Annotated in this window: 18 protein-coding genes; 13 read left to right on the plus strand and 5 right to left on the minus strand. The window is 63.8% G+C overall.

All coding sequences use genetic code 11. The features are described 5' to 3' along the window. The first annotated feature begins 28 nt into the window (after window positions 1–28). The 3 genes from J2X57_RS01675 to J2X57_RS01685 all read left to right on the plus strand — a co-directional run bounded on the left by J2X57_RS01675 (window position 29) and on the right by J2X57_RS01685 (window position 7,465). Window positions 29–1,039: an AraC family transcriptional regulator ligand-binding domain-containing protein gene (locus J2X57_RS01675; protein ID WP_309863021.1), complete on the plus strand. Its 1,011-nt coding sequence runs from the start codon at window positions 29–31 to the stop codon at window positions 1,037–1,039. Then, complete coding sequence (locus J2X57_RS01680; RefSeq protein ID WP_309863024.1) at window positions 1,036–2,067, plus strand: aldehyde reductase; 1,032 nt, start codon at window positions 1,036–1,038, stop codon at window positions 2,065–2,067. Before J2X57_RS01675 ends, J2X57_RS01680 begins: the two co-directional genes overlap by 4 nt. Before the next feature lie 175 nt (window positions 2,068–2,242). Further along, window positions 2,243–7,465 (plus strand): autotransporter-associated beta strand repeat-containing protein, encoded by a 5,223-nt coding sequence (locus tag J2X57_RS01685; RefSeq protein ID WP_309863027.1) that lies wholly within the window; start codon window positions 2,243–2,245, stop codon window positions 7,463–7,465. 59 nt (window positions 7,466–7,524) lie between these two features. On the opposite strand, the gene J2X57_RS01690 is transcribed toward J2X57_RS01685, so the two are convergent. Continuing rightward, window positions 7,525–8,997: an MFS transporter gene (locus J2X57_RS01690; RefSeq protein ID WP_036117594.1), complete on the minus strand. Its 1,473-nt coding sequence runs from the start codon at window positions 8,995–8,997 to the stop codon at window positions 7,525–7,527. 221 nt (window positions 8,998–9,218) lie between these two features. Between J2X57_RS01690 and J2X57_RS01695 the strand changes: the two genes are divergently transcribed. The 4 genes from J2X57_RS01695 to J2X57_RS01710 all read left to right on the plus strand — a co-directional run bounded on the left by J2X57_RS01695 (window position 9,219) and on the right by J2X57_RS01710 (window position 17,189). Further along, window positions 9,219–10,232: a LacI family DNA-binding transcriptional regulator gene (locus tag J2X57_RS01695; RefSeq protein WP_036113210.1), complete on the plus strand. Its 1,014-nt coding sequence runs from the start codon at window positions 9,219–9,221 to the stop codon at window positions 10,230–10,232. A 210-nt stretch (window positions 10,233–10,442) separates the two neighbouring features. Beyond that, window positions 10,443–12,923, plus strand: a complete 2,481-nt coding sequence (locus J2X57_RS01700; RefSeq protein ID WP_309864349.1) for a glycoside hydrolase family 3 N-terminal domain-containing protein — start codon at window positions 10,443–10,445, stop codon at window positions 12,921–12,923. Between the two features lie 192 nt (window positions 12,924–13,115). After that, window positions 13,116–15,554 (plus strand): TonB-dependent receptor, encoded by a 2,439-nt coding sequence (locus J2X57_RS01705; protein WP_308851692.1) that lies wholly within the window; start codon window positions 13,116–13,118, stop codon window positions 15,552–15,554. A 24-nt stretch (window positions 15,555–15,578) separates the two neighbouring features. After that, window positions 15,579–17,189 carry a tryptophan 7-halogenase gene (locus tag J2X57_RS01710; RefSeq protein WP_309863037.1) on the plus strand — a complete coding sequence of 537 codons (1,611 nt, stop codon included), beginning with the start codon at window positions 15,579–15,581 and terminating at the stop codon, window positions 17,187–17,189. Window positions 17,190–17,238: 49 nt separating this feature from the next. On the opposite strand, the gene J2X57_RS01715 is transcribed toward J2X57_RS01710, so the two are convergent. From J2X57_RS01715 to J2X57_RS01730, 4 genes are all read right to left on the minus strand, one after another. Further along, a complete protein-coding gene (locus tag J2X57_RS01715) occupies window positions 17,239–17,358 on the minus strand; it encodes a DUF2474 family protein (protein WP_309863039.1) in 120 nt (39 codons plus the stop codon). After that, a complete protein-coding gene (cydB, locus tag J2X57_RS01720; protein ID WP_309863042.1) occupies window positions 17,358–18,365 on the minus strand; it encodes a cytochrome d ubiquinol oxidase subunit II in 1,008 nt (335 codons plus the stop codon). The genes J2X57_RS01715 and cydB overlap by 1 nt, the downstream gene beginning before the upstream one ends. Window positions 18,366–18,372: 7 nt before the next feature. After that, entirely contained in the window at window positions 18,373–19,794 is a 1,422-nt protein-coding gene (locus J2X57_RS01725) for a cytochrome ubiquinol oxidase subunit I (protein ID WP_309863044.1), read from the minus strand. Between the two features lie 99 nt (window positions 19,795–19,893). Then, on the minus strand, window positions 19,894–20,130 hold the full coding sequence (locus J2X57_RS01730; RefSeq protein WP_079519780.1) for a hypothetical protein: 237 nt from the start codon (window positions 20,128–20,130) through the stop codon (window positions 19,894–19,896). 166 nt (window positions 20,131–20,296) lie between these two features. Between J2X57_RS01730 and J2X57_RS01735 the strand changes: the two genes are divergently transcribed. The 6 genes from J2X57_RS01735 to J2X57_RS01760 all read left to right on the plus strand — a co-directional run bounded on the left by J2X57_RS01735 (window position 20,297) and on the right by J2X57_RS01760 (window position 26,223). Continuing rightward, window positions 20,297–20,746 carry a nuclear transport factor 2 family protein gene (locus tag J2X57_RS01735; protein ID WP_309863048.1) on the plus strand — a complete coding sequence of 150 codons (450 nt, stop codon included), beginning with the start codon at window positions 20,297–20,299 and terminating at the stop codon, window positions 20,744–20,746. Between the two features lie 77 nt (window positions 20,747–20,823). Continuing rightward, complete coding sequence (locus J2X57_RS01740; protein ID WP_275041271.1) at window positions 20,824–20,958, plus strand: hypothetical protein; 135 nt, start codon at window positions 20,824–20,826, stop codon at window positions 20,956–20,958. 14 nt (window positions 20,959–20,972) lie between these two features. Beyond that, on the plus strand, window positions 20,973–21,128 hold the full coding sequence (locus J2X57_RS01745) for a hypothetical protein (RefSeq protein WP_308845771.1): 156 nt from the start codon (window positions 20,973–20,975) through the stop codon (window positions 21,126–21,128). Window positions 21,129–21,581: 453 nt separating this feature from the next. After that, complete coding sequence (locus J2X57_RS01750) at window positions 21,582–22,841, plus strand: glycosyltransferase (RefSeq protein WP_309863052.1); 1,260 nt, start codon at window positions 21,582–21,584, stop codon at window positions 22,839–22,841. Then, window positions 22,838–24,010 (plus strand): UDP-galactopyranose mutase, encoded by a 1,173-nt coding sequence (gene glf, locus J2X57_RS01755; RefSeq protein WP_309863054.1) that lies wholly within the window; start codon window positions 22,838–22,840, stop codon window positions 24,008–24,010. The genes J2X57_RS01750 and glf overlap by 4 nt, the downstream gene beginning before the upstream one ends. Before the next feature lie 11 nt (window positions 24,011–24,021). Next, window positions 24,022–26,223, plus strand: coding sequence for a sugar nucleotide-binding protein (locus tag J2X57_RS01760; RefSeq protein ID WP_309863057.1), 2,202 nt, complete (start codon window positions 24,022–24,024; stop codon window positions 26,221–26,223). The last annotated feature ends 32 nt before the right edge of the window (window positions 26,224–26,255 follow it).

A 26,255-nucleotide genomic window follows, 5' to 3' on the forward strand; every position in this document is an offset into this window, starting at 1 on the left:
TGCCCGTTGGCCTGCCTAAGCTCGGTCCATGGCTCCTCCCGACACATTCCCTGTCTCGCCGCGTGCACTTGCGGCCGCTGGCATTTCGCTCGATCGACTATGCGAGCGCGCAGGTGTCGCGCCCGCGACGCACTGGGTCACGGCTGACTTCTTCAAACTCTGGGCGGCGGCGGATCGCGACATCGACGATCGCGCCGCCGGGCTGCGCTTCGGCGTCGACGGCGTCACCCGGGGATACAGCGTGGCCGCCGTCGTGGGACTTCATGCGCCCGACTTTCGCCGTGCGCTTTCTGCGATCGCGCGGTACAAACGCCTGACGTGCCCCGAACTCGTGGAGATCGACGTCCGGTCCGACGAGGTCGCCGTGTGCTACCGGTGGCTTCAGGCGACGGGCGAGGTGCCGCGGTTGCTGGTCGACATGACCATGGCATCGCTGCGCGAGCTGGCCCGACGCGGAACGGCGGGGCAGGTAGCGCCCATCCGACTCGAGCTGACGCGACGTCCCGCGGACCGCGAGCTCCTCCGCGCGCACTTTGGATGCGACGTCCGCTTCGGTGCGCCGTGCGACGCGATGGTGTTCCGGCGATCCGCGCTGGATGTGCCGCTCACCACAGCCAATGGCGAAGCCTTTTCTCGTCTTGTGGATGGACTCGAAAAGCAGATGGCCCAGAGGGATGACGCCCCGGCTCTCGTCGGAGAGCTGCGCATTGCGATCGCTCGCCAGCTCAGTGAGGGCCGTCGCGTAAGCGTCGCCGAGATATCGCGCCGGCTCGGCCTTACCAGCCGTACGCTGCAGCGTCGACTGGCTGAGCAAGCCACCCGTTTCCAGTACGAGCTTTCCGCGGTGAGACGAACGACCGCATCGCGGCTTCTGGCCAACACCGACCTCGATGCGGTGGCGATCTCCATGCTGATCGGCTTCGCCGAACCCAATTCGTTTTCCCGCGCATTTCATGCGTGGGAAAAAACCACGCCCGCCCACTGGCGCGAGCGCTACCTCAAGGATCAATCCATGATCGACGCAGCGGTTTCTTCATGACCGGTAAACGTGTGCTCGTCACCGGTGGATCCGGTTTCATTGCCGGGCACTGCATACTCCAGCTCCTCGCCCAGGGCTACGCCGTGCGAACGACCGTGCGTTCCCTCGCGAGGGAAGCGTCAGCGCGCAAGACTCTCGAAGATGCGCGAATGATCCACGGCGAGCATCTGAGTTTCGCCGCTGCCGACCTGCTCGAAGATACCGGCTGGGCGGACGCCGTCGCCGGGATGGATTTCATCCTGCATGTGGCCTCACCCGTGATGCCGGGACACGTCGACAACGAGAACGACGTGATCGTGCCAGCGCGTGAGGGGACCTTGCGGGTGCTGCGTGCGGCACGCGATGCGGGTATTCGTCGCGTCGTGCTTACGTCGGCTTTTCATGCTGTGAGCTGGGGCCATCCTCATGAGGACCACGTGTTCACCGAAAAAGACTGGACGGTGCCAGACGGACCGGGCGTCGATGCCTACGGAAAGAGCAAAACGCTGGCGGAGCGAGCCGCCTGGGACTTCGTGTCCTCTCACGGCGGTGCGCCGGAGCTGACGACCATGCTGCCGGTCGCCGTCATGGGGCCTGTGATGGGGCGAGAAGTCACCGGTGCCAACCACGTGGTGCAACGACTGCTGACGGGGACGCTGCGCGCCTTCCCGGACCTGTACATTCCGATCGTCGATGTGCGCGACGTGGCGGCGGCGCACATCCTCGCGATGACGCATCCCGAAGCCGCAGGCGAGCGCTTTCTGTTGTCGAACGGTCCGGCCGTCGCGATGAAGGACATCGGGGCCATCATCAGGGCGGAACTGGGTGAGGCTGCCCGTCGTGTGCCGACTCGTTCCATGCCGAGCGTGGTCGTCCGCATCGTGGCACGCTTCCGGAAGGAGCTGCGCCCCTTCGTGCGCGATCTCGGCTACGCGAAACAGACCAGTAACGAAAAGGCGCGGCGGATGCTTGGATGGAATCCGAAGGCGCCGCGCGTGGCTATCGTGGATGCTGCCAGGAGCATGCTCAGGAGTGGCCTTTTGGGCTAGCCCCGCCGCCGCTCTCGCGAAGCGCTCTCGAGAAGCGTCGAACGCGTACGATATTCAGCCCGTCGATTTATTCTGACCGTGCGCGGCGAGCCGGATGGTCCGGCGATCCTATGCCGCAGCGCACATGGCGCCCCGTGGATTCTTGTTGCAAGATATTGCGCAACAAGGGGGATACATGGAAGCATCGCAAGGGGTGAGCGCCCACGGCAACCTGCCGTCCGGCGTGGGGATGAAGCTGGGCGCCATGGCGCTGGCTGTGGCATTGGCACTGGGGCTTTCAGCGTGCGGCGGCGGCGGTGGGGGCGGCGGTGGGGGCGGCGGCAACGTCCGACCCACACAGCCCACGCAGCCCGTCCAGCCCGTCCAGCCCACGTCGCCGCCCTCGGGCGGAAGCGGCACGACGCCCTCGGGCGAAATCGACGTCGCCGCGAACGACGTCGTCGTGCGAGCTGACAACCTGACCGGGTCGACCGATCTGGTAAAAGGCGGCGCGGGCACGCTCACGCTCACCGGCACCAATAGCTACACCGGGACGACGCTCGTGCAGGCGGGCAGTCTCTATGTCGATGGCGATCAGTCGGCCGCCACAGGCGCAGCGACCGTGGCCAGCGGCGCGACGCTCGGTGGCAAGGGCATCATCGGCGGAAGTGTCACGGTATCCGATGGCGCCACCCTGGCGCCGGGCAGCAGCGGCGCGATCGGTACGCTCACCGTCAACGGCAACCTCAGTCTGTCGTCGGGTTCCCGGCTGGACTACGGTCTGGGCGATTTTGTCGACGTCAAAGGCAACCTGACGCTGGATGGCACGCTCGGTGGAAGCCCGGCGTCCGGTTCCGCGACGGGGCCCGGCGTCTACCGGCTCATGAGTTACGGCGGCAGCCTGGTGAACAACGGGCTGGACGCACCGGCCGGCTGGCTCGTGCAGACCGGCGTGGCGCACCAGGTGAATCTGGTGAATGCCCAGGCTACGCGTCTCAGCTTCTGGGATGGCGATGCCGGCCCGGCGAGTGACAACGTGGTCAATGGCGGCAATGGCACGTGGCAAAGCGGCAACGCCGCGTCCAGAGCGAACTGGACGGACGCCAACGGCGTGACCAACACCGGGTTCGCCGATGGATCGTTCGCCGTGTTCCAGAGCACACCCGGCACGGTCACTGTCGACGCCAGCCAGGGCGACGTCAGCGTTGCCGGTATGCAGTTTGCGAGCAACGGCTATATCGTTAGGGGTGATGCGATTCATCTGACCGGTAGCGCGACCGATCCGGGGCAGTCGATCATCCGCGTGGGCGACGGCAGCACAGCTGGATCGGGCTATATGGCAACGATCGACAGCGTCCTGACCGGAGCGTCGGGCCTGGTCAAGACGGATGCGGGCACCCTGGTGCTCAGCGGCAGCAATACCTACACAGGCGGTACGACGATCAGTGGCGGCGTGCTTCAGCTGGGCAACGGTGGCACCACCGGCAGCCTTGCGGGCGACGTGACCGACAACGCCGTGCTCGCCTTCAACCGTAGCGACACCAGCAGCTTCAACGGCATCGTCAGCGGCGCCGGCTCCCTGCGGCAGATCGGCAGCGGCACGCTCGTGCTCACTGGCAACAACACCTATGCCGGCGGGACCACGGTCGACAATGGCATCCTGCAGATCGGCAACGGGGGTGCCACCGGCTGGCTGGTCGGTGACATCGTCAATAACAAGTACGTCAGGTTCAACCGAAGCGACGATGTCGTCTTCGGCGGAAACATAAGCGGTACCGGTTCGCTGTTGAAGGATGGTGCCGGCAAGTTGATCGTCACGGGTTCCATCACCGAGGACAGCGCCACCACCTCGACACGCCCGACCGTGATCACCGCCGGCACGCTGCAAATTGGCAACGGCGGAACCACCGGCTCGATCGCCGGTGACATCACGAACAACAGCGCGCTGGTCTTCGACCGGAGCGACACGGTGACCGTTGGCGGCATCGTCAGCGGCACGGGCTCACTGACCCAGGCGGGCACGGGCACGTTGATCCTGGCCAACACCGCCATCTTCAGCGATATCACCATCAGCAGAGGTACCCTGCAGATCGGTAACGGCGGCGGCAATTCGTGGCGCACCGGAAGCATCGCGAACAACGGCACCCTGATCTTCAACTTCGGTTATCCGAGTGGCGTCGGTGGCGGCACCGATGCGGTGATAAGTGGCAGCGGGAACCTGATCAAGCAGGGATCCGACCTGTTCGTCTTCAGCAACGACAACACCTACACCGGCGGCACGCTGATCAGCGGCGGTACGCTGCGACTTGGTTCGGGCGGCACCACCGGGTCGGTGACCGGCGCCATTACCAATAATGGCGTCCTGGGGTTCGACCGGTCGGACAATGTGACCTTTGCCAATCGGGTCACGGGTACCGGCGCGCTGCGGAAGGACGGCTTCAACACGCTCACCCTGACCGGCGATGTGGCAAGCACGGGCGGAACGAACGTCGCGCTCGGCACGCTCCAGATCGGCAATGGTGGAACGTCGGGCACGCTGGCGGGCGATGTCTTTGTCAGCGGCACGCTGGCGTTCAACCGCAGTGACGACCAGACCTTCAGCGGGAACATCAGCGGGGATGGCCAGGTAGTGAAGCTCGGCGGTAACACGCTCACGCTCACCCGCGGCAACGCGTCCAGCGGTGGTGGCGGTCCATGGTTCGGCACCGATGTGGTCGATGGCACCCTCAGGATCGCGAGCGGAGCGGCGCTGAAGTACTCGACCACCGTGGGCGGCAACCTCGCCCATGCGGTCCTGCAAGTGGACCACGGCGCGACCATCGCGTACACGACGCTTGCCGACGGCGCCACGTTGGACAACGCCGGCCTCGTGCATACGAACGATGCGTTCACGGCGGTGGGTGGTACCCGTGCCGCCTCCGTGCTCAACCACGACGGTGGCGTGATCGAGACGGTACCCCAGGTGGGTTACGTCGGTGGCGCCGTCAATCTCGGCGCGAACAGCACGTTGATCAATGCCTCGGGCGCCATCATTCGCGGAGCCATCGGTGTGGAATCGTCGGGCGTGGTCACCAACGACGGCGGGACCATCACCGGTATGACCGATGACGGCATCAATGGCCATATGACCGCGGTCACGAATACGAATGGCGGTCAGATCACCTCGGGGAGCGACTCGCGGATGCCAACCGCTCCCATCAGCGCCGGCATATTCTCGTACGGCCACGACGCAACGATCAGCAACCTGAGCGCCAGTTCGATCGTTGGCAAGCGCGTTGGCGTCGCCCTGAACGATGGCGGCACGGTATTCAATGACGGTGGCAGCCTCATCTCGGGCAGTACCGGTGTATCCACCTACAACCAGGACCTGACGATCGCCACCGTCAACAATACGAACGGCGCCCGGATCACCGGTACGCAGACGGGCATCAGGCTCGAGTTCGGCGGTGTCGTGAACAATGGTGCGGGCTCGACGATCGAGACGACCGCACCGGCATCGGGCGATTGCTCGGGGACGCCGGCCTGTGCCATCTACGTGCCGGTCTACGGTGGCGTCGGCAACTACGGTTCCGTGGGCACACTGACCCTGTCCAACGCGGGTTTCATCCTGGGCGACGTGCAGATGGACCCGGGTCGGGTCAACGACATCACGCTGATCGCCGGCGGCTACATTCACGGCGCACTGAAGATCGGCAGCAATACGGCATCCAACCTGACCCTCGATGGTGGTGCCGGCAGCAGCCAGCTGTATTCGACAGCGGTGACTGGCGGTACGACATTTGGCGGAAGCCTGATCAAGAACGGCGCCGGTATCTGGACGCTCGATAACAATGAGCTGCAAGGCGTGACGAACACATCGATCAACGCGGGCTCGCTGCGTGCGTCGCAGTCGCTCGCGGGTAATGTGACCGTCAATGCAGGAGGCATGATCGACGGCGTTCCCGGGGTCAATGGCAACCTCATCAACGCGGGCAAGGTCGCCTTGCATGGCGGCGATACGTCGGTCGGCGGCAATTTCAGCCAGGCGTCCGGCGGCAGGCTTGCCGTGAGTCTCGGCAGCAAACTCGCCGTTACCGGTTCGGCCGCGCTCGACGGTACGCTCGAGGTCACCGGTGCCGACAACGGGTATGTCAGCAATACGCACACGGATGTGCTTACCGCAACGGGCGGTGTCACCGGGACGTTCGGTGCGCTGGTCAAGGATTCCGGTGTCGTCTTCACCTCCAGCACGATCAACTACGGCCCGAACAGCGTGTGGCTCGACACGACGGGCCTCAACATCACGGCCGCCATGCAGAGCAGGGGAGCGGTGCTGACCCGCGCCTCGCTGGCCAGCGCCCAGCGCGTGCAGAGCGCATTTACGCAGCTGGACACGCGCATCGCCAGTGGGACCGTCTCGGCGGTTCCCTCGAACTTCGTCGAGGCGGCAGGGCAGTTCCAGCAAGCGCCCACGGTGCAGGCGGCACAGTTCTCGCTGGAAAGTCTGTCAGGCGAGCTGCATGCGGCCAGCGCCGCCATGACGTTCGAGGCGATCGATGCGTCGGGCCGTGCCATGTCCGATCACTTCGACGACCTGCTCGACAAGAAGGCAGGTTATGGGATGTGGACGCACAACCTCAGCACCAGCGGCGACATGGGGCGGTCCGGCTTCGACGGCGTTGGGTACCAGTTGAATGGCTGGATGGTCGGTAGCGATCAGCAGATCGGAAGCTCGGGGGTCGCGGGCTTCGCGTTCGGGCAGAGCCAGGCGCGTCAACAGCTCGACCGGAGTTCCGACCGCAATCGCAGCCGGAACACCGAAGGCATGTTCTACGCAGGAGCGTTAAACGGCAACTGGTACACGCAGGGGCGTATCGGGTTTGGCCACTTCCAGCAGGACGTGAATCGTCAGCTCCTGCTTGGGACGAGCGCCCAGGGCGTCGGGACACGGTACGGCGGCGATTACAACGTCGCCTACGGCGAAAGCGGTCTGAACCTGGACTGGGCGGGCACGCGGGTCTTGCCGTTCGTCAATGTCGAGTACGCGAACATCCGACGCGACGGGTTCGCGGAGCAGGGTGCCGGTGGATTCGGTCTGCAGGCGAATGCACAGACGGTGGACCGGTGGCAGGCCGGTGTCGGCTTGCGCGCCAGTCGACGCTGGGATTTTGGCGGTGGACGCTCACTGGATTTCCGGATGAGTGCGCAGTTTCAGCGAACCGTCGCCTCGCGAGGGGACGTGTTCGAGGCAGCCTTCGTCGGCCTTCAGCAATATCAGCCTTTGGTGGGCATCGGCCTGTCGCGCTACAGCGGCTTGTTCAATGTCGGCTTGAAGGCGGCGTTGTCGGAGCTTACGTCGCTGGACTTTGGCTATGATTATCAGCGAGGGCAGCGAGATCAGGCGCAGATGGTGTCGGCGCGATTGATCAAGGCGTTCTGACCGCCACGCGTTGCGAAGCATACGGACTGGAAGGCGGGATCGTTCCTACAGGCGGCTCTTCACTGAACCCGCCCTTCCGGCTCCGGAACATGGAGCGTGCACAACGCCGCCATCACCAGACTGATCCCGCCGATGCCCAGTGCCCAGATCGGCTGGTTGTGAAAGCACAGCCGCAGCAACATCCCCAGGATGCTTGCCGCCAGCACCTGCGGGATCACGATAAAGAAATTGAAGATGCCCATGTACACGCCCATCTTCGCGGTCGGCAAATGGTCGGACAGCAGCGCATAAGGCAGCGACAGAATCGATGCCCATGCGAAGCCGACACCGACCATCGACGCGAGCAGCCAGCGGGGATCGCGGATATAGAGGAATGACAGCAGTCCCGCACCGCCAAGGCACAGGTTCACCACGTGACTCATGCGTAGTCCCCACCGGCGCACCATCAGCGGGATGATGACCGCCGCAAGGGCGCCGAAACCGTTATACGCGGCGAACAGCACACCCACCCAGTTCGCGCCTTCGTTGTACGCGGCCGAGCTGGTGTCGCCCGTGCCGTACATCGTCTGCGTCACGCCCGCCGTGGCGTAGATCCACATCGCGAACAGCGCGAACCACGAAAACAACTGCACACCCGCCAGTCGCCGCATGGACTCCGGCATGCCGTAGAGATCGCCGGTGATTTCGCGCAGCATGCCCCGGCTACCCGTCCGGCTGAGCCAGCTGAGCAGAAGTCCGAAGACGATCAGTCCGCCCGCAAGGAGGTAGACCTCCTTCTCCAGCGAGAAGTGCCTGATCGCAACCAGGACAACGCCACCTGCCAGCAGCAAGAGCGCACCGGGTCTGCCGGCGCCCGACACGTCGACCGGCGGCCGCTCAGGCACGGCATCGGCGAACGAGCGCAGCTGCGCGGGTGAGTACTCGCGAGTGGTCAGCATCGTCCAGAGCACGGCGCCGAGCAGCACGGCGCCGCCGACGTAAAAGGCGTACTTCACCGTGTCGGGAATGCCTCCCTGCGGCGCCACATTGGCGACGCCGAAGCGCGCGAGTACCCAGGGCAACAGCGAAGCGACCACCGCCCCCGCACCGATGAAGAAGCTCTGCATGGCGAAGCCCGCGGGACCCTGCCTCGTCGGCAGCTGGTCCCCGACCAGGGCACGGAACGGCTCCATCGAGACGTTGATCGACGCATCCAGAATCCATAGCAGCCCGGCGGCTATCCACAAGGCCGGGGCGTTAGGCATCCAGAGCAGGCCCAGCGAAGCGAATACCGCGCCCGCCAGGAAGTATGGCCGACGCCGGCCCAGCCGGTTCCAGGTGCGATCGGAGTAGTGACCTACGATGGGTTGGACGATCAGACCCGTCAGCGGCGCGGCGATCCATAGCGCGGGGATGTCGTTGACGTCCGCGCCCAGCGTCTGGAATATCCGGCTGACATTCGCGTTCTGCAATGCGAGGCCGAACTGGAGACCGAGGAAGCCGAAGCACATGTTCCAGATCTGCCAGAACGAAAGCGCGGAGCGTTTCGTCATCCGTACGTAGCCGGCACATCCGTCAGGGATATGCTCAGCGCGCACGTAGCGGGTCTGCATGGTCGTTCCGGGTCATGGGTCTCTCTCTCCAGTCACCGTTATGTCATGGACCGGGCCAGGCCGCATGTTGCGGGCGCAGCATCGCCACGGGATGTTGCGCTTGTAAACCGGAGGGATCTGACGGCATAGTCGTTGGACAGTGTGACGACAGCGGAGAATCCATGCGGGTACGCCTCGAAGATGTGGCGCGCAAAGCCGGCGTATCGCCCAAGACGGTGTCGCGTGTGCTCAACGACGAGGCCAACGTGACTGACGCCACGCGTGAGCGCGTGCGTGCCGCCATGGAGGAAATGGATTATCGCCCCCATCCGTCGGCGCGCAGTCTGGCAGGTAACCGCTCGTTCCTGGTCGCGATGCTGTACGACAACAACGACAATCCGGCATCGACGTATCTGGCCGAGATCCAGGACGGCGTGCTCGAGGCCTGCGATGCGCATCGCTACAGCATGATGGTGCGACCGCTGCGCATGCGCGACAGCGACTTCATCCGCCGCCTCGATACACTCATCTCCGACCATCACCCCGATGGGGTGGTGCTGACGCCGCCCATTACCGAATACGCGCCGCTGTTGAAACGCCTGCGCGAGGCGGACGTTCCTTTTTCCGCGGTGTCGCCGGTGAAGCGAAGCAAGACCCTCGGCGTGATGATGGACGAGCAGAGCGCCGCGCGTGCGATGGTCGGCCATCTGCTTGAACTCGGGCACACGCGGATCGCCCATGTGATCGGCATCGCGAATCATGGCGCCAGTCGATGGCGCCTGGCAGGCTACCGTGATGCCATGGCGGCGGCCGGATTACCCGAAGATCCGGCGCTGGTGGTGCAGGGTGCCTTTACCTTCGCCTCGGGCGTGGAGGCGGCGCGCCACCTGTTCTCGCTCGCCGACCGACCGACCGCGGTGTTCGCGGCCAACGACGATATGGCGACCGGTGTGATGTGGGCGGCGGGCGAGTTCGGCCTCAAGGTGCCTGACGACGTCTCGGTCTGCGGCTTCGACGATACGCCGCTGTCGCGTCAGCTGTGGCCGGCCCTTACCACCGTGCTGCAACCGAGCCGCGAGATGGGCAGGATCGCGGCCGAGCAGTTGCTGGCCGAGTTGCGCGGCCGAGGCACGGGTAAGCTGGTCCAGATGCCGTTTTCCCTGCAGATCCGAGGCTCCACCGCCCTCGCTCCCTGAGTGGACCCGTGGCGCCGGTCGGCGCCGGTGCCATGCTGCATCGCAAATTGACAGCGCTGTCATTCCTGCCACGATGCGCCTCGGAAGCGTACCGCCGGTGCGCGTGGATGGAGCCTTCTCGTGCCATTGCTGCAGTCGTTGGGTCTGTTATCGCGACGCTTGCCCGTAGCGCTTTCCCTTGCCGGGGCCTTGTTGTCTGCCATTCCCGCCATGGCGGGCGACGCCGCCGCCGTCCATCCCGAACAGTGGCCGAAGGGTGCTTCGCCGCTCCCGCCCGATCCCGCGCTCGAAGCCCGTATCCATGCGCTGCTGCGGACAATGACGGTGGAAGAAAAGGTCGGCCAGATGATCCAGGCCGACATCAAGTACGTCACGCCGGACGATGTACGCGAGTATCGACTGGGCTCGGTCCTGGCAGGCGGTAATTCCAAGCCACCGGGGCAGCCGTTTCCCGTGGCCACGCAATGGCAGGCGCTGGCCGATGCGTTCTACCGTGCGTCGATGGACACGTCGCGGGGAGGCAAGGCCATCCCGGTGCTGTTCGGCATCGACGCCGTGCACGGGCACAACAATCTCGTCGGCAGCACGCTGTTTCCGCAGAATTCCGGGCTCGGCGCCACCCGCGATCCGCAACTGATTCACGACATCGGTGAGGTCACGGCGCAGGAGCTGCGTGCCAGCGGCATCGGCTGGACGTTCGCGCCCACACTCACCGTGCCGCAGGATGTGCGCTGGGGGCGCTCGTACGAAGGCTATTCGCAGAACCCCGAGATAGTCGCGGCATACGCCGCGGCGGTCGTTGAAGGGCTGGAAGGCAAGCCAGGTACGCCGTCATTCCTGGATGCCGGGCATGTCATCGCCACCGCCAAGCACTTCCTCGGTGACGGCGGTACGCACGATGGCAGAGATCAGGGCGACGCACGGATCAGCGAGGCGACGCTGCGTGACATCCACGGTGCCGGCTATCCGCCTGCGATCAAGGCGGGCGTTCAGGTGGTAATGGTTTCGTTCTCGAGCTGGAACGGCATCAAGATGGCCGGCAACAAGGCACTGATCACCGGTGTGCTGAAGGAGCGCATGGGCTTCGATGGGATCGTCCTCGGCGACTGGAACGCCCACGGTCAGGTACCCGGCTGCACCAACGAGGATTGCGCCGCCGCGTATAACGCCGGGCTGGATATGCTCGAGGCGCCTGACTCGTGGAAAGGTATCTATAAAAACACGCTGGCTGAGGCCAGGGCGGGCGTGATTCCGATGAGCCGCATCGACGACGCGGTGACTCGCATCCTGCGGGTGAAGATGCGCCTCGGCATGTTCGAGGCTGGGCTGCCGTCCACCAACGCGTTGGCGGCAAAGTCGGCCGAGGTAGTCGGAAGCCCGACGCACCGCGCCGTGGCACGCCGTGCCGTGCGCGAGTCGCTGGTGTTGCTGAAGAACGATGGCGTGCTGCCGATCGACCCGCGCAAGCGGGTCCTGGTCGCTGGCGAAGGCGCCGACAACATCTCCCGGCAAAACGGTGGCTGGACACTCACCTGGCAGGGAACGGGTCTGACGAATGCCAATTTCCCGGGCGCCACATCCGTATGGGCCGGCCTTCGCGCACAGGTGGAAGCGGCCGGCGGCAGCGCCGAACTGTCCGTCGACGGTAACTACACGCAGAAGCCGGACGTCGCCATCGTGGTATTCGGCGAGGATCCGTACGCCGAGTTTCAGGGCGACCTGCCGAACCTCGCGTACCGTCCCGGCAACGATCGCGACCTGGATCTGCTTCGCAAACTGCGCGGACAAGGCGTGCCCGTGGTTGCCGTGTTCCTCACCGGCCGCCCGCTTTGGATGAACCGCGAAATCAATGCCGCCGACGCGTTCGTGGTCGCGTGGCTACCGGGCAGCGAAGGCGAGGGTATCGCCGATGTGCTGCTGCGTACCCGCGAAGGATCTGTCGCCCATGACTTTCACGGCAAGCTTGCCTATGCCTGGCCGCGTAATGCGCTGCAGATTCCCGGCGCGATCGCAAAGGGTGACCGTCCGCAGTTCCCTTACGGCTTCGGGCTGACGTATGCCGCTGGTGGCACGACCGGCAAGCTGCCCGAGAACCCGGGGCTGGCCCTCAGCTCGGCCCAAGCCGGCGTCTACTTCACTCGAGGAAAGCCGGCCCAGGATTTCGTGGTGCGTCTGACCGGCGCGGATGGAGCGACCTCCGATGTCAAAGCCACACCCGCCGCCACGGCGGACGGCAGCCTGCATGTCGCTGCGCTCGACTTCAAGGCACAGGAAGATGCGCGAAGCTTCAGCTGGTCCGGTAAGGGTTCACGTGACGCGAGCGTCGCTTTGGTGGCGCCGACGCCACTCGATGTGGATCGTGAAACCAATGGCGACGTGCTGCTGGTGACGATGCTCAAGATCGATGCCGTCTCAGCGGATGATACGTCGAGCGTCGCCATCGGCTGCGGAACCGGATGCGTCGGCTCGGTGCCCGTCGGGAGCCAGCTGGCCGCGCTGCCCAAGGGGGAGTGGCTTCGCGTCGGCATTCCGTTGAAATGCTTCCGCGATGCCGGCGCGAACATGAGCAAGGTGGACCGTCCCTTTGAATGGTCCAGCCACAGCGCGGGGCGGATCGCTATCGCCGAGGTGTCGCTGGGCACGGTAGCGGACCGTACGTTGACGTGTCCGGGTCATGGCGCCGCGCCGTGACCCTGCAAGACGTTCTTAAGTGCCTTGTCGGCTTGCTGCCACGCAGCAAGCATTCATTGCGAGAGAGTTCTACTATCCAGCAATGACAGCGCTGTCATCTTAAATGACGGCGCGCAAGGGGAGTGGGGAAATCGTGTCATGGCCGTCGTCCGAGACGGACCACACAGATCCGAATCATCGAGGGAGAGTCAGATGAACCTGCGTCACAAGTTGATGTATGTCGCCATGTCACTCGCGTTCGCGCCGGGTACGCTGCTAGCGGCGGATCAGGACGCCACGGCACAGAACCCACCGCCCAGAAATCCCGAGGCCGCGGACAAGAAGATCCAGAACCTGGATGCCGTCTCGGTATCCGCAACCAAGCGCGATACGCCGTTGCAGAAAACGCCGGTGGCCGTGACCGCGATCGCCGTCGACACACTCGATCGCGAGCGGGTCATGACGGTCCAGGACCTGACCAAGCTCGTGCCCGGCCTGCAAGGCACCTCGCAGGGTGACCATGGTGTCGTGACACTCACCTTGCGCGGCATCGGCAACGACAGCGCCAAGACCGAGTATGCCGACCCCGAAGTCGCCACCTTCGTCGACGGCGTATACGCGCCGCGTGCCGAAGCCGCCTCGGGCCTGCTGCTGGATATGGATGGCGTGGAAGTGCTGCGCGGTCCCCAGGGCACCCTGTGGGGTCGCAATTCCACCGCCGGTGCCATCAGCTTCCAGACGGCCAAACCGGAGATCGGTGCGGGCTTCTATGGCAATGCCCAGGTGGGCGGGGGCAACTTCCACCAGTTCGGCTCGCGTGCCGCCTTCAATCTGCCGATCAGCGACACCTTCGCGATGCGTGTCGCCGTGGTGCACGAGCAGCACGACGGCTACGTCGATTACCAGAAGCCGTCAGGTCAGCTGCCCAGCGTCGCGGACCAGCAACAGGCGTATCTCGCTTCGTCCGCCTCAGGCGGCACGCTGGCCGGCTTCAAGCCGATCGATCCGGGCCAGTACGTCCAGGGTGGCGACAAGTACAACGCACAGGATCAGTCCGCGGCACGCGTCAGCGCGCTTTGGCAACCCAGCGAGACGTTCAAGTGGAACCTCTCGTACGAGTACTTCGTCGACCGCGGCACGCCCAGCATGAGCCTGATGCAGACACCACGCCAGGGTCAGGACTTCTGGTCGGCGCTGATCGATACCGCACCGTATCTGCATCGCACGTCCAACACCGTGCGCAGCCGCATGGACTGGAACATCAGCGACGGCATGCAGCTCAGCTACATCGCCGGCTACAACCATTACTCCGGCAAGAGCGACTTCGATCAGGACGTCGGTGTCAGCGTGCCCACCAGCTTCACCACCAACGGCGTCTACCAGGACGACCGCACCAACAGCTCGGGTTACAAGAACTGGAGTCAGGAAATCAACCTGAAGTCCACCGGTCCACAGACCGTGGACTGGATTCTCGGTGCGTACTACGGCTACGAAGACAACGACATCCGCTTCGACATCCCCATCATGAATGGCACGCGCTACGGCACGGTGAGCTGGCAGGGGTCCTTCATCCAGCCGAAGGAAACCGTGGAGTCGTATGCGCTGTTCGGTCAGGCTACCTGGCATCTCAGCGACCACTGGCGCCTCACCGGCGGCGCGCGCTGGTCGCATGACGACAAGGAGAACAAGGGCGGCGTCAACTGGGGCTGGGCATACGATCCGACCGTGCCACAGGTGCCGATCTCGCCGGACGTGTATCCGGATCCGTCGAACGGTTTCAGCGTCTCGCAGCGGAACACGGCCAAGTACAGCAAGGGCAAGCCGACGTGGCTGGTTCGCCTGGATACCGACGTGAGCGAGAACGGCCTGGCTTACGCCAGCGTGTCCACCGGCTATAAATCCGGCGGCACGCAGGACGCGGGCACGCTGTACAAACCCGAGACGCTGACCAACTACGAAGTCGGTACCAAGTTCGTCTTCCTCGACGGCCACATGACCTGGAATTCGGCGGTCTATTACGAAGACTTCAAGAACTTCCAGCTGTCCGCGCCCATCGTCTATCCGGACGGCAACCACGGCCTGGGCTTCTCAAACGTGGGCGGCAGCACCAAGGTCATCGGCTTCGAGTCGGAGCTGGCGTACCAGCAGAAGGGCGATCGCTTCAATCTGATCTTCTCGTCCATTACCAAGAAAGAGCTCGGCAAGCTGATCTACGCCGGTTCCAACGACTATCAGGGTCTGCCGGCGTGCCCGCCCGAGTCGAACCTCGCGAACTGCGCGGACGTCACCGGTAACGATCTGCCTCACGCGCCGAAGGTGTCGCTCACCGCCATCTACGAGCACGACTTTCAGCTCGGCAATGGCGGGCGCCTCACGCCACGCCTGAGCGCGCAGTACCAGAGCGCACAGTGGTTGAGCTACTTCAACCTGGGCGCGGGCGACAAGCAAAAGGCGTATACGCGCGGCGACGTGTCCCTGCGTTACAGCGAGCCGGGTGACAAATGGTGGGTCAACGCATACGTGCAGAACGTGTCCGATGGGCGTATCCGGACCAGCGCAGGCCGCTTCACCATGGCCGACGGTTCGTTGCAGTACGTGTCGCAGTACCTCGCGCCGCGCACGTACGGCCTGCAGCTTGGCGTCTGGCTCTGACGGGCTGAAAGGCAGGGAGACAGCATGGCGCGTCTGAAGAAGGTGCTGGTCGTCGGGGGTGGCACCGCGGGTTGGCTGACCGCGTGCTACCTGGCCAGGGCGGTCAACGCGGTCGATCCGCGAAGTGTGCAGGTGCACCTCGTGGAATCGCCGGACATTGGCCTGCTTGGGGTAGGGGAGGCCACGTTCCCGTCCATACGCGGAACGCTGGCCGCCATCGGCCTCGACGAGCGACGTTTTCTGGTCGGCGCCACCGCGACGTACAAGCAAGGCATCCACTACCGGCACTGGGTACGGCCGCCGGGTGCGCCGGGTGCGGATCATTTCTTTCATCCGTTCAATGCGCCCAGTCAGCGGCCGGGCGGTCCCGAGTTGTTGCCGTACTGGCTGCTCGGCGCCGCGCCGGCGGGGATGCCGTTCGCCGATGCGGTGTCGATGCAAACCGCGCTGGTCGATCACTCGCGTGCCCCCAAGCGCGTTAAGGATGCGGACTATCAAGGACCGATGAACCACGCCTTCCACTTCGATGCGGCGTGCTTTGCACGCGTGCTGGCCGAGCACGGTCAGGAGACGCTTGGTGTGGTTCGGCATACGGCGACGGTGGAGCGTACGGAGCTCGACGAGCACGGTGCCATCGCGCGCGTGGTGACGAAGGAAGAAGGCGAGCTCACCGCGGACCTGTATGTGGACTGCACCGGGTTGCGTGGGATGCTGATTGGCGGGGCGATGCAGTCGCCGTTCCGTAGTCGGGCGGATGTGTTGTTCGCCGACCGTGCGGTGGCGATGCAGGTGCCTTACGACGCGCCCGATACGCCGATTCCTTCTTACACCATCTCGACCGCCCAGGAAGCGGGGTGGATCTGGGATATCGGGTTACAGAAGCGGCGTGGCGTAGGGTATGTGTATTCGTCGCGGCATACCGATGACGAGCGAGCCGAAGCGGTCTTCCGGAAGTACCTGGGTGAAGCAGGGAAGGGCGGAAGGGCCATGCAGATCAAGTTCGAGACGGGGTATCGGCCTGAGCACTGGCGGAAGAACTGCGTCGCGGTGGGCCTGGCCGGGGGCTTCGTCGAGCCGCTGGAGTCGACCGGCATTGCCCTGATCGAGCTGGCGACGTATTTGCTCACGCATTTGTTGCCCGGCGACACCGACGACATGGAGAGCGCGGCACGGCACTACAACGAGATGATGGTGGCGCGATATGACCGGATCATCGACTTCATCAAGATGCATTACTGCCTGAGCCAGCGGCGCGACTCGGCCTTCTGGCTTGAGAATGCCGACCCTTCGAGTATCCCGCAGACGCTGCGGGAGAAGCTGGAGAAGTGGAAGACGAGGCCGCCGCATCGGCTGGATTTTGTCAGCGACCTGGAGATGTTCATGACCTCCAGCTGGCAGTACATCTTGTACGGAATGGAGTTCAGAACCGATCTGAAGCCGATGCGCAGTGCCTATCCGGATGTGGAGGCCGCGCGGCGGGAATTCGGGATGATTCAGCAGGCGGCGGTGAGGGCGCTGGATGACTTGCCGGATCATCGCGCACTGGTCGAGCAGCTTTGCGCTGAGCATCGACCACCCAGCCCGGCCCCACATGCCGGTCACCGTGACCGCATCGCGGAGCGTAGCCGTGTATGACGAGGTCAGGGATAAGCAAAGCGACCGATCCCATGCCAGCGGCTCGGCGTCAATGCGGCACCAGCAGCCTGAACGCCAGGGCGATCAGGCCCACGGCCACGACACCTCCCACGTAAAGCGCGACAAACCAGCCCGCACGCCCCAGCCACCCTTGCCTGCGCGCGCCCATCAGTGATATCCGGGGTCGTCGTGGCGCACCTTGCCGCGGAAAACCCAATACGACATGGCCGAGTACACGATGATGATCGGCACGATGATGGCCGCGCCGACCAGCGTGAACTTCTGGCTCGAGGGGGGTGACGACGCGGCCCAGATGTCCAGCGAAGGCGGAATGATGTTTGGGAAGATGCTGATGATCAGCCCGGTGTAGCCAAGGAAGAGAATCGCCGCCGTGAGCACGAACGGTTGTCGATCACGCTTCTGCAGGATGGCGCGCTGGATGCCAAAGACGCAAGCCAGTACCAGAACCGGAACAGGCAGGAAGAAAAACAGGTCGGGCATGGCGAACCAGCGCCGGGCCACGGCATCCTGCCCGAGGACGGTCCATGCGCTTACCACGGCGATGATCGCGAGCAGGGCCCATACGAGGGGCTTCATCGCGACGTAGATGCGCCGCTGGAGGTCGCCGTCGGTCTTCATGATCAGCCAGCCGCATGCGAGAGTCGCGTAGGTGACGAGCAGACCCAGCCCGGCGAGAAGTCCGAACGGTGAGAGCCAGTCGAACGGACCGCCGGCGAACTGTCGGTTCACGACGGGGATGCCCTGAAGCAGCGTCCCGAGAACGAGGCCCTGACAGAAGATCGCCGTGGCCGAGCCGAGCATGAAGGCGAGATCCCAGAGGCGCTGCGAACGTCTCGCTTTGGCGCGGATCTCGAAGGCGACGCCACGAAAAATCAGCCCGCAGACCATGCCGATGATCGGCAGGTAGGTCGCCGGTAGCAGGACGGAATAGGCGACAGGGAAGGCCGCATACAGGCTGGCACCGCCAAGGACCATCCAGGTTTCGTTGCCGTCCCATACCGGGGCGACGGTGTTCAACATCACCTGGCGGTCGTGCTCGCGATCGAAGAAGGGAAACAGCAGCCCGATGCCGAGGTCGAAGCCATCGAGCAGCACGTACAGGAAAACACCGAAGGCGATAATGGCCGCCCAGACCATCGGTAGATCGAAGGACATGGCAACCTCACTCGTCGATAGGGTCGGTCGGTCGCGAAAGCGGCCGGTGGTCGAAACGCGGCTGCCCCTTGCCGGTGTCGGAAGCATCTTCTTCCGCGGCGTCACGTGGCAGGTCCGGACCATTGCGCATGAGCTTCAGCATGTAATAGATACCCGTGCCGAACACCGCGAAGTACACCAGGACCAGGATCATCAGTGAGGTGCCGACCTGCTGAGCGGAGATCGCCGAAACCGCGTCGCGGGTGCGCAACACGCCGTAGACGACCCAGGGCTGCCGTCCGGATTCGGTAGTGATCCACCCGGCCAGCAAGGCGATCAGCCCGGACGGCGCCATGAGCAGGACGAAGCGCTGAAACGCCCGCTGTTCGTAAAGACGTCCACCGCGGCGTAAAACGAGGCCTGCGAGCGCCATGAGCAGGAGAAGCATCCCCATGCCGACCATCACCCGGAAGGACCAGAACACGATGGTGGAGTTGGGCCGGTCCTCTTTGGGGAAGCTCTTCAGCCCCCGAATCTCACCGTCCCACGAATGAGTCAGGATCACACTGCCCAGGTGCGGGACTTTGACCGCGAAACGCGTCTCTTCCTTGTCCATGTCGGGCCAGCCGACAAGATTCAACGACGTGCCGCCCGTCTCCGTCTCCCAGAGACCCTCAATCGCGGCGATTTTGGCGGGCTGATACTCGCGCGTGTTGATGCCGTGCGCATCGCCGACGACGATCTGGATGGGAACCACGACCAGCAGGAGCCACAACGCCATGGAGAAGGCCTTGCGGATGGCGGCATCCTTCCGCCCACGGAGCAGGTGCCACGCAGAGCAGGCGGCGACCAGCGTCGCGGCCACGATGAATGCCGCGAGCGCCATGTGCATCAGGCGGTAAGGGAACGACGGATTGAAAACGATCTTGAGCCAGTCGACCGGAACGATCCGGCCGTCCTGCCAGGCGTATCCCTGTGGGGTGTGCATCCAGCTGTTGGAGGCCAGGATCCAGAACGTCGAGATCAACGTGCCTGTGGCCACCATCAGCGTGGCGAAGAAGTGAGCTCGTGGCCCTACCTTATGCCAGCCGAACAGCATGATCCCCAGGAACCCCGCCTCGAGGAAGAACGCGGTGAGCACCTCGTAGGTCAGCAGGGGGCCCGTCACCGAGCCGGCTATGGAGGAGAACCCGGACCAGTTCGTACCGAATTCGTAACTCATCACCACGCCGGAGACGACACCCATCGCAAAGCCGACGGCGAATACTTTCGACCAGAAAAAGAACAGGTCACGGTAGACCGTATTCTTCGTCCTCAACCACAGACCTTCGAGCACCGCCAGGTAACTGGCGAGGCCGATGCTGATGGCGGGGAAGATGATGTGGAAGGAGACGGTGAAGGCGAATTGCCATCGCGCGAGAAGGAGTGCCTGGTCGGTAGGTATCGACACGCGTCAAGCTCCAGCGAAAGATAGGGTAAGCGTATGCCTGTTTCGCGACGGCGGTATTGGTCAAAATGTCGCTGCGGTCATTACCTGCCCGGTACTGGCTCACATCGCCAGACCGAGTCTCCGGCTCACGGCGAAGGTGGCGTAGAGCAGTCCCACGAGCAGTATCACGAAGACCCCGACGGCTAACGCCACTTTGCCGGCCACGCGTAGTACCGCGCGCCGCTCGATCGGGCGGTCCTTTTTCCCTTGCTCGTAATGCCACTTGATGGCCAGGAACATGCCTGTGCCGAAAACGACGACCTTGAAGATGATAAAGGCGATAGGGACCCAATCCATGCTTTCTTCGTTCCGAGCTGTGACTTGCCACTGTCTGTCGTGAGGAAATCGCCCTCAAAACGCCGATGATGCCGTCCTCCAACGCATGCTACCTACGAACAATCTCCATACATTCGGGACAAATTGTCTCAGCATGCCTATCATGCGGAATCAAAAGGGGGGTGCCATGAAAACCATGTCCGTTCTTTTCTGCGCCGCGAGCGCCGTGGCGATGGTCGCCGGCGTATCGGCCGAGACACCGGCGGTTCCCGCCGCCAAAGCCATCGAGCAGACGCTCGACACCAGCGCAGCCGCCTGGTCGGCGGGCGATCTGAAGACCTTTATGGGGTGCTACGAGCGCTCACCGGGCACCCGCTTCGTCAGCGCGAGTGGCACTGTCGTCGGTTACGACGCGATCGAGGCCATGTACGCATCGACCTATAAGAAGCCTGGCGCCGGTCTGGGCAAGCTGAAGCTGGACGTGATTGACGTCAAGGAACTCGGGTCCCAGTATGCCTTTGCGGTCGTCCGCTACCATCTCAAACCCGACACGGGCACCGAGGCGTCTGGGCTCTCGACGCTGCTGATGCACAAGGTGGGCGGTCTCTGGCTGATCAATAGCGACCATAGTTCCTGAGCTCCCTTCACGCCACCTTACTGCGAGCATGACGGCATTGAGAGCACTGTGGTGCCTCATCACCCGGAGAATTAGTCATGTCAGAAAGTGACAAAAGCAGTAAGTCGCCCACGCCAAGAGAGTTCGACGAATCGGCGGCGGACCGTGTCGAGAAGAAACCGAAAGACAAAGAATCTCCGCAGCAGACGCACGACGACGAAACCCACGGTTGAGGCAGGAGAGACCCATGGCTGATCAGAACCACAAACCGCAGTCCGGCGATCGCAATCTCAATTATGTAGCCAATCAGGACAAACCGGAGCAAGACAAGCGCGACAGGAAGATCAAGGAAGGCGAGGAAAAGATGGACGAGGCTTCCAAGCGCGATGAAGGCGTTCGCTGATAGCGAACGCGGTTTCTTCGGTTGGCCCATTGCGGCACGCACGCGGCAGTTCGCCGCGTGCCACCGGCTTAGTGGGCTCCGGTGCGTCCTGCGCGAGCGGGCCCGAGTGACGTCGTCATGACGCTCCGTCCCGGGCTAAATCGTGATCCGAAAATCCTCGACCCATGAACATTTGCATGGCAGCCAAGACATCGCGGACTGGTGGCTTGCAAAGTGCGCGCTGAGATAACGCAGCGTATTTCCCTCGACGTGGTTCGGATTTCGTTGTCGCCCATACGTCGTGCATGTCGTGAGGCGTGGAAGTGACGGGCGGCTCACGAAGGCGGCGACGCGAACGGTGCGCAGGCCCCGGCACGAAGGAAACCGTGTGAAGTGAAATAGTTTCGATCAGCCCCTCACGCCACCGTCCCCGGCAGCACGGCCATAGTAGTGACCCGAAGAGGAATCACTGACATGGATAAGAACGCCTTTCTCGCCGAGTCCCTTGAGGACGTTTACTCCGCAGGCCCGGAGGCGCAAGACGAGTCGGCCTGGCAAGAGCATTTCCCCATCATCGTCCATTGTCACCTGCGCTGGGATTTCGTCTGGCAGCGACCGCAGCAGATTTTCTCCCGGCTGGCCGACCATCATCGGATCGCATACATCGAAGAGCCTGTGGCGGCACTCGCTGGCGACAGCGCGGGCCCGCGTCTGCAAATTACCGAACCGCAGCGAAATGTCGTGAGGATCGTACCCGTGCTCCCTCCCACCATGGTGAGCGTCGACGATCAGTGCGCGGCCGTGCTGGTTTTGATGCAAGCCGCCCTTCGGACTCATCCATTGTTGCGGAACCAGTTTCAGGATCCCGTGCAATGGTTCTATTCGCCCATGACCGCGCCCAGCCTGCTAGGGCAGTTCGGCGCACGGGGCGCCGTTTACGATTGTATGGACGAACTGGCTAACTTTCGTTTCGCGCCACGCGATATCGTCGAGCGCGAACGTTTTCTGTTATCGCGTGCGGATGTGGTCTTCACCGGTGGGCATCAACTGTTCGAGTCCAAAAGTCGTCACCATGACAACGTGCATTTCTACGGCTGCGGCGTCGATGTGGCGCATTTCGGACGCGCCCGGCTCGATCACACGACGGTACCGGCCTCCGTGGCGGCGCTGCCGCATCCGGTACTCGGCTACTTCGGCGTGATCGATGAACGGCTCGATTATCTACTGATCGAACGCCTTGCTAAGGCGTACCCGGAAGCGTCGATCGTCATGGCGGGCCCCGTGGTCAAGGTCGACCCCGAGCAGCTGCCCGATCTGCCCAACATCCACTGGCTGGGCCAGCAGTCGTACGATGTACTGCCGAACCTGGTAAAGGGCTTCGACGTCTGCCTCATGCCGTTCGCCCTGAACGATGCGACGCGCTACATCAATCCGACCAAGACGCTGGAGTATATGGCGGCGGGCAAGCCGATCGTGTCGACCGCGGTGGCAGATGTGGTGCGCAACTTTACGCCGGTGGTGGACGTGGCCCGGTCGCACGAGCACTTCCTGGGAGCTGTCCATCGCGCGTGGGAGACTCCGGACAGCGCCTTGCTGGACGAGGGCTTGAACCGTGCAGGTGAGGCGTCATGGTCCGCGACGGTCGCGGCGATGCGCGCCGATGTTCAATCGGCGCTGCAAGTTCCGGCGTACGCGACGGGGCGCCTCGCGATCGAGGTGACCGACGCAACATGAAGACCGATGTGCTCGTGGTGGGTGCGGGCTTTTCCGGCGCGGTAGTGGCCGAGCAACTCGCCGGTCGGGGTCTGAACGTGCTTGTGGTCGACCGGCGCGACCACATCGGCGGCAATGCACATGACCGGCACGATGCTCATGGCGTGCTGATACATCCTTATGGGCCGCACATCTTTCACACCAACAGCCAGCGAATCTTCGATTACCTGTCTCAGTTCACCTCATGGCGTCCCTACGAACACCGCGTGCTGGCCAGGGCGGGGGAGTTGCTGCTGCCAATACCGATCAACATCGATACCGTCAATCGCCTCTACGGTCTCGATCTGGACGAGCGGACGATTCAGGCGTTTTTTGACGGGGTACGCGAGCCTCGCCATCCGATTCGCACCAGCGAAGACGTGGTGCTCAACGCGGTGGGTCGCGACCTCTACGAGCGATTCTTTCGCGGTTACACGCGCAAGCAATGGGGCCTGGATCCGTCCGAGCTAGCCGCCTCGGTCGCCGCGCGCGTGCCCACCCGTGTCAATCGAGATGATCGGTACTTCACGGACACCTTCCAGGCCATGCCCCTTGAGGGATACACAGCGCTCTTTTCCAGGCTTCTGGATCAGCCAGGCATCCGTCTTGAGCTGGGTGTGGATTTTTTCAGGATGCGCCAACGCATAAAGGCATCGCACATCGTTTTCACTGGCCCCGTCGACGCGTATTACGCGCAATGCTATGGCGCCTTGCCCTATCGATCGATCCGCTTCGAACACGAGCATCTGCAGGATACCGCGCAGTACCAGAGCGTGGGCACGATCAACTATCCGACCGATTTCGACTACACCCGGATTACCGAATTCAAGCATGTCACCGGGCAGGTCCACTCCGGGACGTCGATCGTCCGGGAGTTTCCGCAGGCGGAGGGGGAGCCTTACTATCCCGTACCGCGCCCCGAGAACGAGGCGCTGTTCAAGCGCTACGAAGCCCTGGCCCTGAAAGAACGCGACGTGACTTTCGTGGGGCGTCTGGCCCAATACCGCTACTACAACATGGATCAGTGCGTGGGTGCCGCGATGAAGGCAGCGGAATACGTGCTGCAGAAGCTGGGGCGACGGGTGGCTCCGGACTCACCGGGCGCGCAGCCGGTCCCGGGAGCTGACGCTCCTGTGATCCTTAGGCCCTGAGTGGGGGCGCTATGGACGCACGGGCAGAGGTCGGCGGGCTAGAACTGTGGGGCGGCATCGAGTGTACCGTCAACCGTGTCGGTGACCGTTATTTCAGTCAGCTAGACCAGCGCCCCTATGTCGGTGGAGAAGGGGATCTGCATCGCTTTGCCGAGTTGGGTATTCGTGCGCTGCGTTATCCCGTCCTTTGGGAGCGTGTGATGACTGACGGCGGGAGCGGGGCGGACTGGGCGTGGTCCGACGCGCATCTCGCAGCACTTCGCCAGTTGCCGATGCGGCCGATCGTCGGGCTGGTGCATCACGGCAGCGGCCCTCGCGACACCAGCCTCGTCGATCCGCAGTTTCCGGAGAAGCTTGCGCGCTACGCAAGCATGGTCGCACGGCGCTATCCCTGGATCGAAGACTACACGCCGGTCAACGAGCCGTTGACCACGGCCCGCTTCAGCGGACTTTACGGGCTCTGGTATCCGCACGGGCGCGACGTGGTGACGTTCCGGAAGGCCTTGTTCAATCAGTGTCGCGGCATCGTGCTCGCCATGCGTGCGATCGAGCGCGTCAACCCTGCCGCGCGCCTCATACAAACCGATGACTTAGGGACGACGTATGCCACGCCTGCGCTGCAGTATCAGGCGGACTTCAACAATCGGCTCCGCTGGCTGGGCTGGGACCTGGTTTGCGGAAGGGTGGGGCAGGATCACCCGCTGTGGCCGTGGTTGCGGAACGCCTGCCAGGCGAGTGAGGCGGACATCGCCTGGTTCGCTGAGCATCCGCGTCCGCCGGACGTCATCGGCGTCAACCACTACGTCACGAGCGATCGCTTTCTGGATGGAAATCTGGAGAAATATCCCGCTTCCTGCCACGGTGGCAACGGTCGTGAACGCTACGCGGATGTCGAGGCCGCGCGGGCGGTCGCCGGGCCGGTGGGTGACATCGCACCGCTTCTGATGGAGGCGTGGCGGCGCTATGGCTTACCTGTCGCAGTCACGGAAGCGCATATCGACGCCCGGCGGGAAGGTCAGATGCGCTGGCTCGCGGGGCTATGGACCGGAGCGGACGAAGCCAGGCGCGCGGGCGCCGATATACAGGCGGTTACCGCGTGGAGTCTGCTGGGTTCATACGACTGGAACTGTCTGCTTACCGAGCGCCAGGGGTATTACGAAACAGGGGCTTTCGATGTACGCAGCGGGCAGCCACGAGGGACAGCGCTCACCGGCCTGATGCGCGCTCTGGCCTCTCGCGAGACGGCGACGCATCCCGCACTTTCCGGCACTGGCTGGTGGCAAAGGCCGCAACGATTCGGCGGCGAAGCAGCGGCGTCACCCGCTATCGGGCTGCCTCCCATGCGTGTGAGCTCTTTGCCGTGCTTACGCGCCGACAATGAGCGCCCATCGATCGTGATCATCGGTGCCAACGGCATGTTAGGCCGGACGTTTGCACGCGCCTGTGCCGAACGAGACCTTCACCATCGCCTGTTGAACCGGAGCGAGCTCGACATCGCGGATGCGGATTCCGTACACGCTGCTCTGGTCCGTTTCCGCCCATGGGCCGTCATAAACGCGGCTGGGTATGCGCGTGTCGACGAGGCCGAGCGCGATCCGACGCGATGTTTCCGGGAAAACGCGTTAGGGCCGGAGATCCTGGCGCGCGCCTGTGCAAGAGAGGGTATCGAACTGCTGACGTTCTCGAGCCATCTCGTCTTCGATGGAGAGCGCCGTTCTCCCTATCTGGAAAGCGACGCCGTATCGCCGTTGAATGTGTACGGGTTAAGCAAAGCGCGCTCAGAGACTCTCGTGCTCGACCGATACCCCGGTGCGCTCGTGGTGAGAACCAGCGCACTCTTCGGCCCATCCCACGAGAACAGCTTCGTCGCGTCCGCACTACGCGCTCTACGGGCAGGCCAATCCTTTCAGGCGGCCCACGACGTCACGATCTCGCCCACCTACGTTCCGGACCTGGTCGACACGTGTCTGGATCTGTTGATCGACCGGGAAGCGGGCATCTGGCACATTACCAACGGAGACGCCGTCACGTGGTCGCAACTCGCCGTGCGGGCCGCCGCGCGGGCGGGCGTCGACAGCAAGAGACTGCGTGACCGCGCTGCCCGGCGGAGCGGCATCGCCGCCGTCCTGCCGCGATACAGCGCCCTGGGCAGTCAACGCGGATTTTCGATGCCAAGCCTGGACGATGCGTTGGATCGCTATTTAGGAACTTAATCTCAGGCTTTAGCGGGGACGCGAGGACCTCA

The organism is Luteibacter sp. 1214 (genome assembly GCF_031455395.1).
Taxonomy (GTDB): Bacteria; Pseudomonadota; Gammaproteobacteria; order Xanthomonadales; family Rhodanobacteraceae; genus Luteibacter; species Luteibacter mycovicinus.

Excerpts from the sequence above, each read along its gene's own strand:
- J2X57_RS01675 (WP_309863021.1), top strand. The coding sequence starts at position 29 with ATGGCTCCTCCCGACACATTCCCTGTCTCGCCGCGTGCACTTGCGGCC.
- J2X57_RS01680 (WP_309863024.1), top strand. The coding sequence starts at position 1,036 with ATGACCGGTAAACGTGTGCTCGTCACCGGTGGATCCGGTTTCATTGCC.
- J2X57_RS01685 (WP_309863027.1), top strand. The coding sequence starts at position 2,243 with ATGGAAGCATCGCAAGGGGTGAGCGCCCACGGCAACCTGCCGTCCGGC.
- J2X57_RS01690 (WP_036117594.1), bottom strand. The coding sequence starts at position 8,997 with ATGACGAAACGCTCCGCGCTTTCGTTCTGGCAGATCTGGAACATGTGC.
- J2X57_RS01695 (WP_036113210.1), top strand. The coding sequence starts at position 9,219 with ATGCGGGTACGCCTCGAAGATGTGGCGCGCAAAGCCGGCGTATCGCCC.
- J2X57_RS01700 (WP_309864349.1), top strand. The coding sequence starts at position 10,443 with ATGGCGGGCGACGCCGCCGCCGTCCATCCCGAACAGTGGCCGAAGGGT.
- J2X57_RS01705 (WP_308851692.1), top strand. The coding sequence starts at position 13,116 with ATGAACCTGCGTCACAAGTTGATGTATGTCGCCATGTCACTCGCGTTC.
- J2X57_RS01710 (WP_309863037.1), top strand. The coding sequence starts at position 15,579 with ATGGCGCGTCTGAAGAAGGTGCTGGTCGTCGGGGGTGGCACCGCGGGT.
- J2X57_RS01715 (WP_309863039.1), bottom strand. The coding sequence starts at position 17,358 with ATGGGCGCGCGCAGGCAAGGGTGGCTGGGGCGTGCGGGCTGGTTTGTC.
- cydB (WP_309863042.1), bottom strand. The coding sequence starts at position 18,365 with ATGTCCTTCGATCTACCGATGGTCTGGGCGGCCATTATCGCCTTCGGT.
- J2X57_RS01730 (WP_079519780.1), bottom strand. The coding sequence starts at position 20,130 with ATGGATTGGGTCCCTATCGCCTTTATCATCTTCAAGGTCGTCGTTTTC.
- J2X57_RS01735 (WP_309863048.1), top strand. The coding sequence starts at position 20,297 with ATGAAAACCATGTCCGTTCTTTTCTGCGCCGCGAGCGCCGTGGCGATG.
- J2X57_RS01740 (WP_275041271.1), top strand. The coding sequence starts at position 20,824 with ATGTCAGAAAGTGACAAAAGCAGTAAGTCGCCCACGCCAAGAGAGTTC.
- J2X57_RS01745 (WP_308845771.1), top strand. The coding sequence starts at position 20,973 with ATGGCTGATCAGAACCACAAACCGCAGTCCGGCGATCGCAATCTCAAT.
- J2X57_RS01750 (WP_309863052.1), top strand. The coding sequence starts at position 21,582 with ATGGATAAGAACGCCTTTCTCGCCGAGTCCCTTGAGGACGTTTACTCC.
- glf (WP_309863054.1), top strand. The coding sequence starts at position 22,838 with ATGAAGACCGATGTGCTCGTGGTGGGTGCGGGCTTTTCCGGCGCGGTA.
- J2X57_RS01760 (WP_309863057.1), top strand. The coding sequence starts at position 24,022 with ATGGACGCACGGGCAGAGGTCGGCGGGCTAGAACTGTGGGGCGGCATC.